This is a genomic window from Brucella tritici (genome assembly GCF_008932285.1).
Taxonomy (GTDB): Bacteria; Pseudomonadota; Alphaproteobacteria; order Rhizobiales; family Rhizobiaceae; genus Brucella; species Brucella tritici.
Map to the genome: position 1 here is coordinate 782457 of NZ_WBVY01000002.1, position 15771 is coordinate 798227.

Genomic DNA, 15771 nt, shown 5'->3' on the forward strand with positions numbered 1-15771 from the left:
GGAGGAGGAGTATCGCGCTTTGGGTTCGGTTTTTGGGAGGAGGAGTAAAACCGAACAAGACCAAAATAGGAATAAGGGCCGCTGCTTACAAGGGGCAACGCTGCAATGCAGATATGCATTTTTGGGTAGCTAAAAAAGAAACCGCCCCGCAGCGGTCTAGCGCGCTGGGGCGGTACTCCCTCCTCCAAGTGAGAGGAACAATAACCGCGCTCGTGAAGAAAGCAACCCCCTAATAGAACTCTAGGATTTTCAGAAAATACTGAAATTAGTGTAAGATATTTGATTGATACTCATTCAGATTCTAACCGGCTTAAGAGCATTTTGATCACACTGCACGACTGAACTATATCCGATCTTGAACAGTGTTTAATCGAGCGGCTGAAGACGCGGAAAAGTTTTTTGAAGCAAGAATCTTCAACCATTGGCTGATATTGTTCACCAGATTTTCAAGTGCGTGTGCAGATTGTCTATTTATTTTTGTCAAAGCTATGAGTAAGTTCCTCCATCTTCTTCGATTGGGGGCTTTCGAGGGAGATATGCCGCCTCAGCGCGTTCATTCGCTGCGAGGCGGTTTTCATTTTGGGTCTGTTGAAAGTGCATATCAGCAATGCAAGCTTGTTGATTGAGTGGATCGGCTGGGCAGGCTATTAAAAATGCGTCCGGTTCACTCCTCCTCCCAAGAACCGGACCTCAAGCGCGATACTCCTCCTCCCAATCGCGCTTACAGATTAAGCCCACAACGCTCTCTTCCTCCCAGGCGTTGTGGGCTTTTCTATACTCTGCTCACGTAATTTTTCAGGTTGGAACGTATTGTTAATTCCAGAATCGGAGCTAACGTTCCATTTTCCCTGTGCGTGCACTCCTGAGAGCTCGCCCGCCTCGCGCCCCTAAGCCCCCCGCCCAAACGCGAGGCGGTTCCTTTGAGCGGAACCTTCCAAACAATCTATATTCCGTGCGTCAGTCAGGGATCATTCCTACTGACGAGGACGGCATTCGTAGAGAAAAGACAACGATCAGAAAGATCGCTGTTGCTTCGCTGAGTTATACTCACTCGTTGCATCGACCAGGTCGGCTGATGGGCCGCCTGAAGGTTTTTCATGGCGCATATTGTTCATGCAATTCTTGATGAAGCGCTGACAATATCAGAAAATGATCCAGCTGATCTGCAAGTGTCTACTAATTAGAAGAAATATGATTTAAAAAGAATCGGATAGATTTTTATCGAGTTCCGCTCAGTGTAAGATATTCTCGATTTATGGCTAAATAAAAATATATTATAAAAATATAATACATTACGCAGCGTCACATTTGATCGGAATTTAATTTTATATTTTTGCAACGTCTTCTGTGGATGGGCTAAGAAACCGCAATAATCAATCCGATTGTCCGTTTATAATTAAGAATAGGCTGAGTCGCTTTCGAGCTGGAAGTGCCTTTGGCTGTTCAATCGGGCACAATGTTGCGTTCCGTGTCCGATGGCTACCGCATCAGTCCGAAACTCGGAATCGCTTTTCGGAAAGCGTGATGTGTAGTTTCAATAGCTTGGAGTGTCCTGCGTGCTCCCATAAGGACGCGCAGCACTTTAATGCCCGCTGATAGTTATGTTCTGATCGTCAAAAAGGGACCGGCTGCTCCCGCAGTTGGAACTATTTGGGCTTCAGAAATTAACCATCTGTTAACCATTGCGCATATAGACCGGATAAACCGTTTTTTAACCAAGATGAATCAAGTGCTAACACAGTCTCGTCCAATCCGCTTGAAAGGGAGGTCCTTTCTTGCGCTGGTACTCTCGCCTGAACTGCCGCTCGATGGCTGGCTCGACAAGCTGGACGATCTTGCAGCCCGTTCAGTGGGGTTCTTTCTGAATCGCCCGATCGTTCTCGATCTGGAGAATGTTTCGATTGAGCGTCCCCAATTGGTTCAGTTGCTTGAGGATCTGGTTAAACGTGGCGTCTGGATTACGGGGTTTGAAAATGCGCGGCCCTCTCTGTTGGGCCCAGGTATGCCGCCCGCAATGCGTGGTGGGCAGCCTGCAGCAGATTTCGACCCGGAGATCACAGAGCCGAAACCTCAGGAGCGTGCACCGGTTGCCTCCGCGTCGGTGCAACTTGTCAAGGCTGTTCCGTCGATGGTCGTCACCGAGCCGGTTCGGTCTGGCCAGTCGGTCTATTTTCCGGACGGTGATGTAACGATTGTTGGCTCTGTAGCGTCCGGTGCTGAAGTGGTGGCAGGTGGTTCGATCCACGTTTATGGCGCGTTGCGCGGTCGTGCAATGGCTGGAACAGCCGGAAATGCCGATGCGCGCATTTTCTGCCGCAAGATGGAAGCAGAACTCGTTGCCATCGACGGCCTCTACAAGACGGCCGAAGACATGGAGAGCCGGTTGCGTGGACAGGCGGTCCAGCTCTGGCTCGACGGCGATTATATGATGGCAGAAACGCTGATTTAGCATTGCCCTCAGAGTTGAGAAGCTTTGAGAGAAGCAGATTCCAATAGGATTTAAGGCACTTTTGAGTGTCGTAAAAGAAAAGCAGAGCACTTCATAGCCCGGGTAACGAATGCTCTGGAGGCGCGCGGGAGATACAGGAGACAAATATGGCAAAAGTGATTGTTGTAACTTCCGGTAAGGGTGGCGTTGGCAAAACGACATCAACCGCTGCAATCGGTGCTGCGCTGGCACAACGCGGCGAGAAGACTGTCGTTATCGATTTCGATGTCGGTCTGCGTAACCTCGACCTCGTCATGGGCGCAGAACGCCGCGTCGTGTTCGATCTGGTCAATGTCATTCAGGGTGACGCGAAGCTTCCACAGGCTTTGATCCGCGATAAGCGCCTTGAGACACTGTATCTGCTGCCTGCCTCACAGACGCGCGACAAGGATAACCTGACCACCGATGGCGTCGACCGCGTCATGGAAGATCTCAAGAAAGAGTTCGACTGGATCATTTGCGACAGCCCTGCCGGGATCGAACGCGGTGCCACGCTCGCCATGCGTCATGCGGATATGGCTGTGGTCGTCACGAATCCTGAAGTGTCGTCCGTGCGCGATTCCGACCGTATCATCGGTTTGCTGGATGCCAAGACACTCAAGGCCGAGCGTGGCGAACGCGTGGAAAAGCATCTCCTGCTGACCCGCTATGACCCGGTGCGCGCCGAGCGCGGTGACATGCTGAAGGTCGATGACGTTCTCGAAATTCTGTCCATCCCGCTTCTGGGTATTATTCCGGAAAGCCAGGATGTTCTGCGGGCATCCAATATTGGTTCGCCCGTAACGCTTGCCGATCAGCGCAGTGCGCCTGCATTGGCTTATCTCGACGCAGCCCGCCGCCTCGCCGGTGAAGAAGTGCCGATGACTGTTCCATCCGAAAAGCGCGGCCTTCTGGGTAAACTTTTCGGAAGGAGAGCGGCATGAGCCTGTTTCGTTTCTTCAGCAAGCCTGCTTCCGCGCCGCAAGCGCGCGAACGGTTGCAGGTTCTGCTTGCCCATGAAAGGGCGTCACACGAACATTCTGATCTTGTTGCGGTATTGCGAGAGGAAATTCTCGCCGTTATCGCCAAACATATCCAGATTGATCGCGACAAGGTTAGCGTGAAAATGGATCGGGGCGATCAGATGTCGACGCTCGAAGTCGATATCGAACTTCCGTTGAAGACGAAAGCGAAGGTGCGGGCAGCCTGATTAGTACCAAATTTGCGGATAGCCGAAAAAGATGGAGGGAAAAACCATGAACCGCGGTGCACTTCTCACCAGATTGAAGGAGCTTCAGGAACTTCCAAAGTTTCAGAAGCGGGATATCTGTACCATAAGCGCTTTCTTGCAACTCGAGGCACTGGCAGAGCATGTCAGGGTCTGTGAGGAGGCAGCAGGCGTTGCACAAACAGGGCAGGATCATTGATCCTGCCTTTTTTCTTGTAAGGCTCAGCTTTATTGAGTGCTCCAGCTCCTGGGCTTAGGCAGGCGGACCAGGGGTGCCGCTTTTATGGCACGGCAAAAAACATCTGCAAATAGCAGCCGAGGAAGACAAGGGCGATCAGCGCCGCGATGAGGAACAGGAGCTTCATTCATCATGCATCGCTCAATCGCTGTTCACGTTCAAGAAAACAGATGGTGATTGACAGGATCAGTGAAGAAAATCCTTCTCTATCCCATTGTTTCAATGTGATTTTTGGAATTGATGGCTTGCCTCATTTGTTTGAGATGGGGGCAAGCTCCTGTCGTGCCGTCGTCAAAACCGCCTGTGACAGGCTTGCAAGCCTGTCAGCCACAAGGCGGTTGACCTGCCAGAATAAAGGAATATCCAACGGTGTGTCCGGGATCAATTCGATGAGCCTGCCTGATTGCAAATGGTCACCCACCAACTGCATCGGGTTCATCCCCCACCCCATGCCTGATAGGCTTGCATCGACAAAAGCCTGTGTCGAGGGAAGCCAATGTGTCGGGCATGCTATGTCGGCTCTGAGGGCAGCGCGCACCCACTGATCCTGCAATCTGTCCTTCTGGTTGAATGTCAGAGCCGGGGCCCTGGCGATAGCATCGCGGGTTATTCCACCGGGAAAGTGGCGAGCGACGAAATCTGGTGATGCCGTGGCGCGATATTGGAGAATACCAAGCGGCGTCAGACGGCAGCCCTGAACCGGTTTGGACAGGGAGGTTACGGCAGCAACGACGCGTCCGCGCCGCAGCCATTCGGCAGTATGATCCTGATCGTCTACCGCAATGTTGAAGAGATACTCCGATGACGTGCCGAAATGCGAAATCGCTTTCAGAAACCACGTGCCGAGACTATCGGCATTGGTCGCTATATGAAGCGTTACGCGCTGTGCAGTATTCTCGCTGCCGGACAATCCAGGCAATTCCGCCAGAAGTTCGCGTTCAAGCATGCCCACTTGTTCGATATGCCGGCATAGCCAGTCGCCTTTCTCTGTGGCCATGCAAGGAGAACCTCGCTCGATGAGCACGGCACCAAGCCGCTCCTCGAGATGTTTGACACGTTGTGAGATCGCTGACGGGGTCACGTTCAATGCCCGTGCGGCTTTCTCAAAACTGCCTGTCTGAACTACCATCGCCACTGCTCTCAAGGCGGAATAGTCGATCATTAGAATTCCTAAATTGAAGTTATAAAGTTTAACTATTCTAACTCCCTAACTTCCAGTATCCAAGTGCCAATTGACCCCAGATGGCGACCATTTATGAATCCTTCAGTCTATGTAACCGGCCTTACCATGGGCCTCACTCTCATTGTTGCCATCGGTGCACAGAACGCCTTTGTCCTGCGGCAAGGGCTGCGCGATGAACATGTGTTTGCTGTAAGCCTTGCTTGTGCCGTATCGGATGCCATCCTGATCCTGATCGGCGTCACAAGCTTCCAGAAGATCGCTGCCATCATGCCTGCGCTTGATCCCATTATGCGATATGGCGGAGCGGCTTTTCTGATCTGGTATGGTGCGCGCAGCCTCTATTCCGCTTTTACCTCGTCGGCTGTTCTGGCCACTGCGAACGGGGCATCCGTGAGTCTCACCAAGACGCTTGCAACCTGTCTGGCGCTGACATGGCTCAATCCGCATGTCTATCTGGATACTGTCGTCCTTCTCGGAACGATCTCCACGCAGTTTCCAGGTTTGGAAACATCGTTTGCCGCAGGTGCGATCACGGCGTCTTTCGTGTTCTTCTTTTCGCTTGGCTTTGGTGCCCGCTGGCTGCGCCCGATTTTTGCCCGCCCATCTTCGTGGCGTATTCTGGAAGGCATCATTGCCGTAACGATGTGGTCAATTGCGCTGAAGCTCGTGATTGGCATGTAAGGAAAAAGCCGGACGCGATAAATGCATCCGGCTTTTTGAGGTTTCGGAGGGACGTTGTCTATAGCCCCATGGCCTTCAGTTCCTGAAGCGGAGGGATCGTTTCGTACATGACAGGGTCGAGACGATCCCAGATGATGCCGCAGGTTGGCTTGTGCGGGTCCTTCACCTCGATTGTGCGGGTGGGGGTGAAAATCACGTCCGCAACTGTATCGTAGACATCCGGCGTCAGCTTTTCACTCAGAACCTGACAATCATGCACGACCGCCGCTGCTGGCGTTGCGGCGGTGATGCGGCCCAGACGGTAAAGCATGCCCCATTCGGCATCGAAGAAACCATGTCCTTTACCAAAACGGACCCCTTCGAGATTGATCGCGCCGGTGCCGGTAACCATGTAGTCGACGACCGGCATGGCCGAGATATCTTTCAGCGTTACCGGCTGTCCTACACGCTCCATGCCGTCGAGCGTCGAGGCATAAAGATAATAGTCCGGCGAAATCAACTTCGGATCGAGAACCCAGAAGCCGCGCTTGATCGAATATGTGGTTATCAGAACGGTCTTACCGTCTTTCAAAGCTTGAAGACGCAGGCGGTCGAGACAATTATCTGGCGTGATGAAGATGAAATCTGCATTCTGATAATAGCGATGGCTTGTCAGACGGGCTACCGCATCCTCTCCACCTTCGAAATCCGCGATGAACTCGCCAAAGTCGAAATGGAAACGGCTATCCGGGACAGCGACCTTGCGCAACTCGCTCCACACACGTTCGCGAACGGAAGCTTTGTGATCGGTGATTTCCATGGGAACTCCTTGCATTTTAGTCTGCCGGGCTCATGCCTCGGCGTGCGAGCACCTGACGCTCGCAGAGGGCTACGATTTGATAGAAAAAGACGGACAGCATGACGGACACCACCGCAACGGCCCAGATCATGCCGTAGTCGAGATATCCGCGTGACTGGTTGAGAAGGTTTCCGAGCCCCGTACCCGTGGCCAGCCATTCGGCAATCATGACTCCAAGCAAAGCGCGGGGTACGGCAAGGCGAATGGCAGCGAAGAGATAGGGCAGCGAGGCGGGTACGGATACCAGACGGATTTGTGTCCAGATGCTCGCACCATAGGCGCGGGGCACGTCCAGCGCCGCACGAGGAACCAGTGCCATACCCTGCGCCATGGTCACGAAGGCAGGGAAGAATGTGACCGACACCGTGATCCAGAGGATGACGGACGGTCCGCGTCCCAACAACAAAACGAGCAGGGGCGTCAGGGCGACGAGCGGCATCGTCTGCGTGACAAGAGCGACAGGCATGAAGCCGCGCACGATGGCAGGTTTGGCGACGGAGGCGATAGCGAGTGCAAAGGCGAAGAGGATGCCTGCTGCCATGCCCAGAAAGGTAAGCGGCAAAGTCTGCGAAAGCGCCGTCAGCAATTTTGCCTGCGCGGGAGCTGCCGATGGAGCGAGGAACAGATAGTCGAACAGTCCGGTCGGCGTTTTGGCAATCATGGCCGGTGTTCCCATGGCCACAAGCAGTAGCCACCACAAGACGAATGGAAGCGCGATCGAACAAATGACGAGAATAAAATTCAAACCACGCGAGCTGCGCGGGGTAGCGTTCGGAGCGTTGGCTGGGACGGTGATGGCCTTGGTGCTGCCGGTCAGCATTTTTGCAAGGATGGAAAAGAGCGCATAGGCCAATCCTGCAAGCAAGGTAGCACACAAACCGATACCCCAGAGCCGGGTCGGTTCAGCTCTCCCGAGAGAGCCGATCAGATAGGCGCCGAGACCAAAGCGTCCGCCGCCACCAAACTCGGCCAGAATGGAGCCCAGAACTGCATTCGGAGCCGCAATTCGCAGACCGGCAAGGATTGACGGCAGGGCGGATCGCAATTGCGCCAGACGCAGCACTTTCCATCGGCTGCCGCCATAGGCACGAACAATATCCACCATGCGGCGGTCTGTCTGGCTGATGCCGGTCACGGTAGCGGCCATGGTGATGAAATAACAACCGAGTGCCGCCAGCGTGATACGCGGCGTCATTCCTGAGAAAGTCAGCACCAGAATAGGCGAGATGGCAATTGGAGGCAGTGCAAAAATCGCGATGTTGACGCCACGTCCCAGTTTCGCGGCAGCCGGAAAGAGAGCGAACAGAATGCCTGCAGCAACGGCAACAAGGTTGCCAATGACAAAGCCAGAACCTGCGCCCTGAAGCGTGGCCAGTATGTGGGCTGGATAATCGGCTCGGTCGATCCACAGGCGGGCCAGAATTGCCGAAGGTGCCGGCAAGGCTCCACCTGAGATCAGGGAAAAGCGGCCGCATATCTCCCAGGCTGCAATGAGGATGACCCAGTTGCGCAAGGTAGAGAAATGGTTTGATGGCTTCATGTCAGCCATGCAGAGCCTCCGCGACAGCGTCCTCCAGCGCATGGAATTGCGATGTGCTGAATATTTCGGGGCTGCGTGGGCGTTCCAGCGGAATATCGATGATCTGCGCGACGCGTCCGGGGCGACTGTGCATCACCACGATCCGGTCGGCGAGGAAAACCGCCTCGTCTATGCCATGGGTAACGAGCAGGGTGGTCGCCTTGCTTTCAAGCCAAATGCGTTGAAGCTCGATGTTCATCTGGCGGCGCAATATCTGGTCAAGCGCGCCGAAAGGCTCGTCGAGAAACAGAACGCGCGGATCGGTGACCAGGGAGCGGGCAATTGCCACACGCTGGCGCATGCCACCTGAAAGCTCACCTGGAAGTGCCTTCTCGAAGCCCTTGAGGCCAACAAGGGCGATCAATTCGGCAATCCGCTCAGCCTTTGCGGAGCGAGACTGGCCAAGTACATCCAGCGGCAATGCAATATTGTCTTCGACACTGCGCCAGGGCATGAGCGCCGCATCCTGAAAAGCCACACCGGTCAGTCCGGCCTTTGCTGCTTCTGCAGGGCTTTTGCCCATGACCGAAATCGAGCCGCTGTCGGGTTGGTCGAGGCCGAGTGCCAGTCGCAACATAGTCGACTTGCCACAGCCGGACGGCCCGATAAGTGCAGTGAACGAGCCGGTCGGGCATGCGAGCGAGACATCGGATAATGCAATTACATCCGTGCCGCGCCCCGAAAAAGAGCGCGTCACATTTTCAAGCTTGATCCCGGACATCTCAGGCATCAAATCTCTTCAAGAAGCGTAGTGTCGAAATGATCGCGCTTGGCGGCGATGCCAATCGTACCGAGCGCCTTGATCGTGTTCTCGATGGCTTCTTCGCTCATGGAGAATACACCGTTCGGCGACTCGATCAGCGGCTTCTGGGCGGTGTTGAAATAGATTTCATTTTCAATCGACCTGCCCGTACCCTTGAACCAGTTGTCGGCAAATTTTGGTGGGTAGGCTGCCGGGTCCTTGAGGTTTTCATTCCAGCCCTTGCGGCTTGCTCGAAGGAAAGCAACGAGATCCTTGCGCTTTGCTTTGAGTGTTTCTTCCGTCACGACAACCGTATCGTTGAAGATCGTAAAGCCGAAATCATAGAGCAGGAAGGAAACGGCCTCTTCGCCTGCCTGCTTGATGGTGAAAGGAACATTGGTCGTAAAGTCGAGCGAAGCGTCGATTTCACCCTTGATGAGCGGCGTTGGATCATAGGCGTAAGGAACGATGTTGACCTGAGAAGGTTCGATGCCCGAAATCTTCAGCATGGCTTCGACCGAGATGACATTGACCGGCGGCACAGCCAGCGTCTTGCCAATCAGGTCCTTTGGCTCCCTGATCGGGTTTTTGGCGAGCGAAATAATGCCGATAGGGTTCTTCTGATACTGGGCGCCGATGATCTTGAAAGGCGCCCCCTGTTCGACGATTGCCTTGATCGTCGTGTCAGGAGTGGTGAGGGTCAGGTCGGCCTTGCCCGCGATGATCGTGCTTTCCGGGATGACGTCGGGGCCACCGGAGATATAGTTCAGGTTGAGGCCTTCTTCGCGATAGAAGCCCTTGTCGACTGCAATGAAATAACCGCTGAATTCTGCGTCATTGATCCAGGAGGCCTGAAAGTTGAACGGTGCATCCGCCGAGGCAAAACGGCTCATAGCTGGCAGAGCGGCTGCGGCGCCCATAAGTCCGAGAAAACGGCGGCGATCCAGGGCAATATTCATTGAATTTTCCTTTTGGTGCTGAACTGTCAGGCAATGCCGCGCATGCGCGCAAGCTCACGCAGCGGCGGGATGGACTGGATTTCTTCGGCTGAAACGTCGTTCCAGCGAATACCGCGCGGCCTGCGACGGTTACGTGTTATCTCAATCAGGCGGCTGGGCGTGGCAATGAAATCGAGAGCAATATCGTTCTCCGATACGTTGAGGCGCTCCTCCACGATCTGTACGTCGTGAACGGCTGCTGCGATCAAAGACTGCTCGTCGGCAAGACCCAGATCTGTGAACATGCCCCACTCCAGATCGAAGAACGCATGGCCTTTGCCAAAGCGGACTCCATCGATGGAAACAGCGGATGCGCCAGTCGCAATGACATCAAAACGGCCGATATGAGTCAGGTCTTCGAGACTGACCGATCGACCGAAATGTTCCATACCGTCAAGCCAGGCTGCGGCTTTCTCCAACCCCGGGGGAACGGATCCCGGTTCCAGCAGGAGAAAGCCGCGCTGCATGCCGTAGGTCGGCATGATGAATGGTGTACCCGACATGATCAGGCGACGGCGCAACTCGATCATGGAATTATCTGGCGTCACAAAAACCAGTTTGGCTTTCGCAATCCCTTCGACCGCCAGCAAGCGATCGGTAGCTACCTCTACACCTTCAAAGTCCGGTATGAATTCCGAGAATTTGAAGTGGAAGCGTGCATCAGGGCGGGCGACGTCTTTCAGCCGATCCCAGATGCGCTGCCGTATGCTGCGGGAATACGCCATGGAGATTCCATGAATTTCAATGTTTCATTATCAATGAAACAAATGTTTCAGTATTGCAAGAGGCGATGATAAGCTTTTTTAGTGCACAGAGAGATTCGGAATAAACGCACATGGCTTCACGTCTGGTACTGCGCATACAGGAGCGCTACGCAAAGCTCACTGCAGGCGAGCAGAAAATCGCGCAACTCGTTCTCGAGCGCGAGGACGACATCCTGATACATTCCGCTACTGAAATCGCGGAGATGGCTGGCGTATCCAAGGCGACCACAGCTCGTTTCTTTCAGCATCTGGGCTATGCCGATTTCAATGAAGTGAAACTTCAGGCGCGTGAGGAGCGCAATCGCACCGAACCTTTTGAATATTCAAGTACGGTTGACGAAGAAGTGCCGCTGGTGCGTACCATCAGTGCGCATCTTGATCTGGAGATCGCCAATATAACCCGAACATTCGAGGCGCTTCGATCCGACAAGATGCGTGAAGCTGCCGAACTTCTCGCAGAAGCGCCGCGTGTCTGGGTGGTCGGAATAGGCGACGAGGAAGGGTTCGCGCGTTATGCGCGGCTCTTGTTCTCGAGGTTGCGTCACAGCGTGATGATCCTTGGTATCAATCAGGGTTCGTGGGCTGAAGACCTTGCCATGACTGGCCCGAAAGATGTGTTGTTGCTGATTACGCTGCCTCCGCATCGGGCATTGTTGAAACAAATTCTTGGTTATGCGGCTACGAGCCGTTTGAATATTGTGACCATTACGGACCGGGGATCGGTTTCGGAGGCGCAGCGTTATGCGCGCGTCGTGCTGCCCTGTCATGTAGACAGCTTCGCATTGGGAGCATCTTATACCGCCGTCAGCAGCGCCATTCGGCTTCTCGCTTTGACCTATGCTTCGCATGCAGGCAAATCGGCGCAACAGCGGCTGGAGATCGTTGCCGGTATTCACGACGAACTTGACGATATGGACTGAAGCTCTCCGCTTAATTGTTTCGGACGTGTTCCGGGCGGAAGCCGACCCCGATCAGCCTGCCCGCCAGATGTGCAAGGATCGGCCAGCGTGCGAGGTGGCGCATAAACGAAGGTGGCCCGTCGCGTCTGGTATGGTTCGTTTCACGCTTGCGGCGATCGCTGCGCATCATCAATTGAAGCTTCTGTGTTGCCTTTGTCGGAAAACGACGCCGTGCTTCGACTGCAGCGAGGTGCGGTTCCAAAGTTTGGTTTTCCTGAAGCGGTGCGGACAGAATATTTGCTGCTGCAACGGCGTCCTGAATGGCGAGATTGACCCCAAAGCCGCCGATTGGCGACATAGCATGAGCGGCATCGCCGATACACAGAAGCCCCGGCTTCCACCATGTTTTGAGTCGGTCGATGCGGACACTCAGGAGATGAACGTCATCCCATGTGCGTATTTCATCCATTCGGTCGGCAGGCAACGGGGAGACTTCCGCAACTGCCTTGCGGAGTGCAGCGAGTCCTCCTTGTCTAACGTCAGCAAAGGTCTGTTTGCGGAGCACATAACCGCATTGCCAGTAATCGCCGCGATCGATCATGACGAACCCCTGTCGAGGACCGCCGTGGCCCATCGTATAGGGCGGGTCATTGGGAGCGTGTGACAGCTTGATCCAGAGAATTTCGCTTGGCGAGCCAAAGCTTTCGACCTCCAGACCGGCTTTTGTGCGAACCATGGAGTTTCGCCCGTCTGCCCCTACGACGAGTTTGGCATTAATCCTGATCGATTCATCGGATGTTGTCGCAAGGAGGCCGGTGACCTTCCCATTCCGTTCGATCAGATCGACCACGCTCGCCGACATAATGAGTCTGAAGTTCGAATATTTCGCGGCTTCGCGTGCAATATAGTCCAAAAAATCCCATTGCGGCATGAAAGCGATGAAACGACATTGAGCGGGAATTCTCGAAAAATCGGCTATTGTGATGTCCTTGCCGCCGATTTCCGCATGTAGCCGATGCGCTTTAGTATGGGGTAGGGCAAGAAGGCCATCCAGCAAGTCGAGTTCATGCATGACCTGAAGGGTGGACGGGTGAATTGTATCGCCGCGAAAATCGCGCAGAAAATCCGGGTGCTTTTCGAGAGCGGTCACATTGACACCTGAGCGCGCCAGCAGAAGCCCCAGCATCAGCCCTGCTGGCCCACCACCCGCTATCACGCAATCGGTTTCGATATGACTGATATTCGATGGGGCTGGCTGTATCATGACTGTTCCACTCGACCGCGCTTGTTTTGCACACAAGACATAAAAAGACCGGCGCTCTCAGTAGGTCAAGCGCCGGCTGGAAGTCTACGCGACCAATAGAGGTCAAAACATGAATTAAATTATCAAGTTTAATTTGTCAACCGGGCGAGCCACGCCGGTGAGCAATGCCGTTCAGCTTGACTTGCCGGCTTATCCTGCATTGAGAATTGGAACCTATCCGAGCGCGGGCGGCGTTCTTTTGCCAAGTTGTCGTTCGCGGAAGACCGAGAACAGCCCGGCGCCGACAATGATGATCGCACCGGCGATGATGTTCCATGTCAATTGTTCGTGGAACACAGTGACTGCGATACATGCGCCGATAACGAGTTGCAGATAGGTGAGGGGCTGTACTTCTCCGGCCTCCAGAATGTTGTAGGCGCGGATAAGAAAGTAATGGCTTGCAATGCCGCAGGCACAAAGGGCTGCCATCCAGAACCAGTCGCTTCTGGCAATCGGCATGAGATAGAAGCTGCCGACAAATGTGAGGGCAACAGCACCGGCCACGCCGGTATAGAAGAAACTCGTCATGGCATCGTCGCTCTTGCTGACGGCGCGTGTCGCAACCGCATAAATGGCGAACATGACCATTGCAGCCACGGGCAAAAGCAGGCTTGCATCGAATGTCGCGTTCACTGGATTGATAATCAGCAAAACGCCAATCAACCCCACGATGATGGCTGTCCAACGTCTCCAGCCCACCTTTTCGCCAAGGAATGGTACGGAGAGCATTGTCACCAATAGCGGTGCACCTTGAAAGATCGATTGTGCCGTTGCCATGCCCGCGCGGCTGAGGGCGAATATGAACGTGACGATTTCAGCAGCAAGCAGGATACCGCGGAAAACCTGCAGAAAAGGACGTTTCGTTGCTGCGGCCTTGGCTATGCCGCCGGAGCGGATTGCAAGCAGGAGAACGAACGCTGCAAAAACCCAATAGCGGATCATCGTTATGAGGATCGGCGAATAATGGGTGCCAAGATACTTCGAGATACCATCCTGCGTTGCAAAAATGGTAACCGCGAGGAGTGTGAAGAGATAACCTTGGCCTTTGCGTGTCATGGCGCACTCATATCGATACAGCCTTGGAGCTGCCACCCATAAAATCTGAAATGCGCACATAGTATGAGTATTCCATCTTTATCGACGGAAAGATTTCCAGGCGAGGTGCTTTGATGGATTGACACCCTCACGTTCTCGGTTATTCTGTTATAAAAGCTTATATAACATAATTGTGGAACAATTTAAAAATGGGGGTTATGCCTTGCGGATCAAACTAGCACTCCTTCTGGCTTCTGCCATGATCTTCAGTCCCGGTGTTTCGCTGGCGCTGGACAAGGGCGGCGTTATCAATGTCGCGACCATCGGCGAGCCGCCGACGCTCGACCCGATGGTATCCACTGCCGATCTTGTGGGTATCGTGACGCAGCATATTTTCGAAACGCTCTACACCTTCGACAAGGAATGGAAGCCAACGCCATTGCTGGCAGAAAGCCTGCCCGAAATCAGCGCGGACGGAAAAACCTATACGATCAAGCTGCGTTCCGGCATCAAGTTCCATGACGGTAGCGACATGACGTCGGAAGACGTGGTTGCGTCGCTGGAGCGCTGGACGAAGCTTGCTTCGCGCGGAAAGCAGGCGTCAGCCTTTATCGAAAATATCGCGGCGACTGATCCGGCCACAGTGACGATAACGCTCAAGCAGCCCTATGCGCCATTGACCTCTTTGCTTGCCTTCAACAATTCTGCGGCGATCATCATACCCTCGGAAAAGCAGGCTGAGCCGATGAACGAGTTTATCGGCACCGGTCCCTATATGCTCAAGGAGCGAAAGGCAGATCAGTATATTCAGCTTGTGCGTTTCGACGGTTACAAGTCGCGCGACGGCGAGAGCGACGGTTATGGCGGTGCGCGTCATCAATATCTCGACGAAATCCGCTTCGTATCGCTCCCGGACGCCAACACTCGCGTCGAAGCAGCGGTTTCCGGACAGTATGATTATGTCGATTCCATTCCGGTTGAGTCATTTGACAAGATCAAGTCTTCGACAGCTTCCCAGCCATTGCTTCTCAAGCCCTTCGGCTATCCTGTCTTTGTTTTCAACACCAAGGAAGGCGTGGCGTCGAAACTGCCTGTGCGCAAGGCCGTAACCCACGCATTGAGCATGGAAGACATGCTTGCGGCTGCGTTTGGCAGTACGGAATTCTACGCATTGGACGGTGCTTTCTATCCGTCCAATTTCGTCTGGAATACCGACGCTGGCGTTGAAGGCAATTATAATGTGGCCCAGCCGGAAGCTGCAGCCGAAGAATTGAAGGCTGCTGGCTATAATGGCGAGCCGTTACGCATTTTGACCAGCCGCCAGTATGAGTTCCATTACAAGATGGCGCAGGTGGCTGCAGAATATCTGAAGCTTGCCGGTTTCAATGTGGATTTGCAGGTTGTCGATTGGGCGACACTGACGCAGCGCCGCGCTGATCCCAAGCTCTGGGATATCTACATAACGCACAGCCCTTTCCTGCCCGAGCCTGCTTTGATGGGCTCTCTGTCGACCAGTTCGCCGGGTTGGTGGGACACGCCAGCGCGTAAAACCGTAGTCGATGCATTCACGTCTGAATCCAATCCGGAAAAGCGCATTGCGCTGTGGGCAGACGTTCAGAAGACCATTTATGATGAGCTGCCCCTGATCAAGATCGGCGACTTCAACGCTGTCGCGGCAATGTCCACCAAGCTGGAGGGCGTTGAGCCAGCACCGTGGCCTTACTTCTGGAATGCTTCGCTGAAGAAGTAAACTTCCGGGCAATGCAAATGCCGTCTGTCCGGTCGGCATTTGCTGAAGTGTTCAATCTGGAGAATC

At 54.1% G+C, this 15771-nt stretch carries 14 protein-coding genes; 6 read left to right on the forward strand and 8 right to left on the reverse strand.

Annotation, left to right across the window (positions count from 1 at the left end; all coding sequences use genetic code 11):
* The first annotated feature begins 1720 nt into the window (after positions 1 to 1720).
* The 3 genes from minC to minE all read left to right on the forward strand — a co-directional run bounded on the left by minC (position 1721) and on the right by minE (position 3677).
* On the forward strand, positions 1721 to 2449 hold the full coding sequence (gene minC / locus F9K94_RS08985) for a septum site-determining protein MinC (RefSeq protein WP_151645051.1): 729 nt from the start codon (positions 1721 to 1723) through the stop codon (positions 2447 to 2449).
* 146 nt (positions 2450 to 2595) lie between these two features.
* The gene (gene minD / locus F9K94_RS08990; protein WP_010660936.1) at positions 2596 to 3411 is read left to right on the forward strand and encodes a septum site-determining protein MinD; all 816 of its coding nucleotides are present in this window, start codon (positions 2596 to 2598) and stop codon (positions 3409 to 3411) included.
* Positions 3408 to 3677: a cell division topological specificity factor MinE gene (gene minE / locus F9K94_RS08995; protein ID WP_006468449.1), complete on the forward strand. Its 270-nt coding sequence runs from the start codon at positions 3408 to 3410 to the stop codon at positions 3675 to 3677. Before minD ends, minE begins: the two co-directional genes overlap by 4 nt.
* A 506-nt stretch (positions 3678 to 4183) precedes the next feature.
* Here minE and F9K94_RS09000 read toward each other — a convergent pair.
* A complete protein-coding gene (locus F9K94_RS09000; protein WP_151645053.1) occupies positions 4184 to 5095 on the reverse strand; it encodes a LysR family transcriptional regulator ArgP in 912 nt (303 codons plus the stop codon).
* Positions 5096 to 5188: 93 nt separating this feature from the next.
* Between F9K94_RS09000 and F9K94_RS09005 the strand changes: the two genes are divergently transcribed.
* The gene (locus F9K94_RS09005) at positions 5189 to 5797 is read left to right on the forward strand and encodes a LysE/ArgO family amino acid transporter (RefSeq protein WP_109986786.1); all 609 of its coding nucleotides are present in this window, start codon (positions 5189 to 5191) and stop codon (positions 5795 to 5797) included.
* A gap of 58 nt (positions 5798 to 5855) precedes the next feature.
* On the opposite strand, the gene F9K94_RS09010 is transcribed toward F9K94_RS09005, so the two are convergent.
* The 5 genes from F9K94_RS09010 to F9K94_RS09030 are packed head-to-tail and all read right to left on the reverse strand — an operon-like array spanning position 5856 to position 10679.
* Positions 5856 to 6596, reverse strand: a complete 741-nt coding sequence (locus F9K94_RS09010) for a 5-formyltetrahydrofolate cyclo-ligase (protein WP_061346657.1) — start codon at positions 6594 to 6596, stop codon at positions 5856 to 5858.
* Between the two features lie 16 nt (positions 6597 to 6612).
* On the reverse strand, positions 6613 to 8184 hold the full coding sequence (locus tag F9K94_RS09015; protein WP_151645055.1) for an ABC transporter permease: 1572 nt from the start codon (positions 8182 to 8184) through the stop codon (positions 6613 to 6615).
* Positions 8177 to 8944, reverse strand: coding sequence for an ABC transporter ATP-binding protein (locus F9K94_RS09020; RefSeq protein ID WP_151645057.1), 768 nt, complete (start codon positions 8942 to 8944; stop codon positions 8177 to 8179). Before F9K94_RS09020 ends, F9K94_RS09015 begins: the two co-directional genes overlap by 8 nt.
* Positions 8944 to 9915: an ABC transporter substrate-binding protein gene (locus F9K94_RS09025; protein ID WP_151645059.1), complete on the reverse strand. Its 972-nt coding sequence runs from the start codon at positions 9913 to 9915 to the stop codon at positions 8944 to 8946. The genes F9K94_RS09020 and F9K94_RS09025 overlap by 1 nt, the downstream gene beginning before the upstream one ends.
* A 26-nt stretch (positions 9916 to 9941) precedes the next feature.
* Positions 9942 to 10679: a 5-formyltetrahydrofolate cyclo-ligase gene (locus F9K94_RS09030; RefSeq protein WP_151645061.1), complete on the reverse strand. Its 738-nt coding sequence runs from the start codon at positions 10677 to 10679 to the stop codon at positions 9942 to 9944.
* Between the two features lie 110 nt (positions 10680 to 10789).
* On the opposite strand from F9K94_RS09030, the gene F9K94_RS09035 reads away from it, so the two are divergent.
* Complete coding sequence (locus F9K94_RS09035) at positions 10790 to 11638, forward strand: MurR/RpiR family transcriptional regulator (RefSeq protein WP_061346652.1); 849 nt, start codon at positions 10790 to 10792, stop codon at positions 11636 to 11638.
* A gap of 10 nt (positions 11639 to 11648) precedes the next feature.
* Here the strand turns inward: F9K94_RS09035 and F9K94_RS09040 are convergent, their stop codons facing one another.
* Together F9K94_RS09040 and F9K94_RS09045 are read right to left on the reverse strand one after the other, a co-directional pair.
* Positions 11649 to 12881: an FAD-dependent oxidoreductase gene (locus tag F9K94_RS09040; RefSeq protein ID WP_151645063.1), complete on the reverse strand. Its 1233-nt coding sequence runs from the start codon at positions 12879 to 12881 to the stop codon at positions 11649 to 11651.
* A gap of 213 nt (positions 12882 to 13094) precedes the next feature.
* Entirely contained in the window at positions 13095 to 13976 is an 882-nt protein-coding gene (locus tag F9K94_RS09045) for a DMT family transporter (RefSeq protein WP_151645065.1), read from the reverse strand.
* A 238-nt stretch (positions 13977 to 14214) separates the two neighbouring features.
* Between F9K94_RS09045 and F9K94_RS09050 the strand changes: the two genes are divergently transcribed.
* A complete protein-coding gene (locus F9K94_RS09050) occupies positions 14215 to 15705 on the forward strand; it encodes an ABC transporter substrate-binding protein (protein ID WP_407922040.1) in 1491 nt (496 codons plus the stop codon).
* Positions 15706 to 15771: the final 66 nt, after the last annotated feature.

What these genes read in the sequence shown, in the direction of transcription:
- minC (WP_151645051.1), top strand. Translation starts at nt 1,721, where the DNA reads ATGAATCAAGTGCTAACACAGTCTCGTCCAATCCGCTTGAAAGGGAGG.
- minD (WP_010660936.1), top strand. Translation starts at nt 2,596, where the DNA reads ATGGCAAAAGTGATTGTTGTAACTTCCGGTAAGGGTGGCGTTGGCAAA.
- minE (WP_006468449.1), top strand. Translation starts at nt 3,408, where the DNA reads ATGAGCCTGTTTCGTTTCTTCAGCAAGCCTGCTTCCGCGCCGCAAGCG.
- F9K94_RS09000 (WP_151645053.1), bottom strand. Translation starts at nt 5,095, where the DNA reads ATGATCGACTATTCCGCCTTGAGAGCAGTGGCGATGGTAGTTCAGACA.
- F9K94_RS09005 (WP_109986786.1), top strand. Translation starts at nt 5,189, where the DNA reads ATGAATCCTTCAGTCTATGTAACCGGCCTTACCATGGGCCTCACTCTC.
- F9K94_RS09010 (WP_061346657.1), bottom strand. Translation starts at nt 6,596, where the DNA reads ATGGAAATCACCGATCACAAAGCTTCCGTTCGCGAACGTGTGTGGAGC.
- F9K94_RS09015 (WP_151645055.1), bottom strand. Translation starts at nt 8,184, where the DNA reads ATGGCTGACATGAAGCCATCAAACCATTTCTCTACCTTGCGCAACTGG.
- F9K94_RS09020 (WP_151645057.1), bottom strand. Translation starts at nt 8,944, where the DNA reads ATGCCTGAGATGTCCGGGATCAAGCTTGAAAATGTGACGCGCTCTTTT.
- F9K94_RS09025 (WP_151645059.1), bottom strand. Translation starts at nt 9,915, where the DNA reads ATGAATATTGCCCTGGATCGCCGCCGTTTTCTCGGACTTATGGGCGCC.
- F9K94_RS09030 (WP_151645061.1), bottom strand. Translation starts at nt 10,679, where the DNA reads ATGGCGTATTCCCGCAGCATACGGCAGCGCATCTGGGATCGGCTGAAA.
- F9K94_RS09035 (WP_061346652.1), top strand. Translation starts at nt 10,790, where the DNA reads ATGGCTTCACGTCTGGTACTGCGCATACAGGAGCGCTACGCAAAGCTC.
- F9K94_RS09040 (WP_151645063.1), bottom strand. Translation starts at nt 12,881, where the DNA reads ATGATACAGCCAGCCCCATCGAATATCAGTCATATCGAAACCGATTGC.
- F9K94_RS09045 (WP_151645065.1), bottom strand. Translation starts at nt 13,976, where the DNA reads ATGACACGCAAAGGCCAAGGTTATCTCTTCACACTCCTCGCGGTTACC.
- F9K94_RS09050 (WP_407922040.1), top strand. Translation starts at nt 14,215, where the DNA reads ATGATCTTCAGTCCCGGTGTTTCGCTGGCGCTGGACAAGGGCGGCGTT.